Below are 689 nucleotides of genomic sequence, written 5' to 3'. Positions count from 1 at the left end.
GACCCTACACGCCGGTGGCCAACGGCAACGGGACGGGCTACGCGAGCTTCGGCTTCAAGGTCAGCGACGGCCTGCTGGGCTCGACCAGTGCCTACACGATGACGCTCAACGTGACGCCGGTCAACGACGCGCCGACGGGGGCGGTCACCATCAGCGGCACGGCCAAGCAGGGCCAGACCCTGACCGCCGCGAACACGCTGGCGGATGTGGACGGCCTGGGCACGATCAGCTACCAGTGGCTGGCCGATGGCGCGGCGATCACGGGAGCCACCGCCTCGACCTTCACGCTGACCCAGGCCCAGGTGGGCAAGGCCGTGAGCGTCAAGGCCAGCTACACCGATGGCAAGGGCACGGCCGAGAGCGTGACCAGTGCCGCCACGCTCAGCGTGGTCAAGTCTGGGACGAGCGTGCCCTTCAGCGACTACAACGGGGACGGCAAGGCGGACCTGCGCTGGGTCAATGACAGCGGCGAGGTGTCGCTGTGGCTGATGAACGGTGCGAACCCGAGCGCGAAGGGGAACTTCCTGCCCGCGGCGGGCTGGAGCGTGAAGGACGGCAGCCGGGACTTCAACGGCGACGGCAAGACCGACCTGCTGCTGACCAATGCCAACGGGGCGGCAGCCGTCTGGACCATGAACGGGTTGACGGCGCTCGCGAAAGCCGAGCATGGGCCTTACGCGGGCTGGAAG

General features: G+C 68.5%; 1 protein-coding gene. It reads left to right on the top strand.

The window, feature by feature from the left end:
• A partial coding sequence (locus tag C6P64_RS18245; RefSeq protein WP_211296858.1) for an FG-GAP repeat domain-containing protein occupies window positions 1-689 on the top strand: 689 nt, incomplete at both ends.

This window comes from Malikia granosa, assembly GCF_002980595.1.
In the GTDB taxonomy this organism is placed as follows: Bacteria; Pseudomonadota; Gammaproteobacteria; order Burkholderiales; family Burkholderiaceae_C; genus Malikia; species Malikia granosa.
The sequence above is the reverse complement of the archived record's forward strand: the minus strand, read 5'-3'. Positions and strand labels throughout refer to the sequence as shown.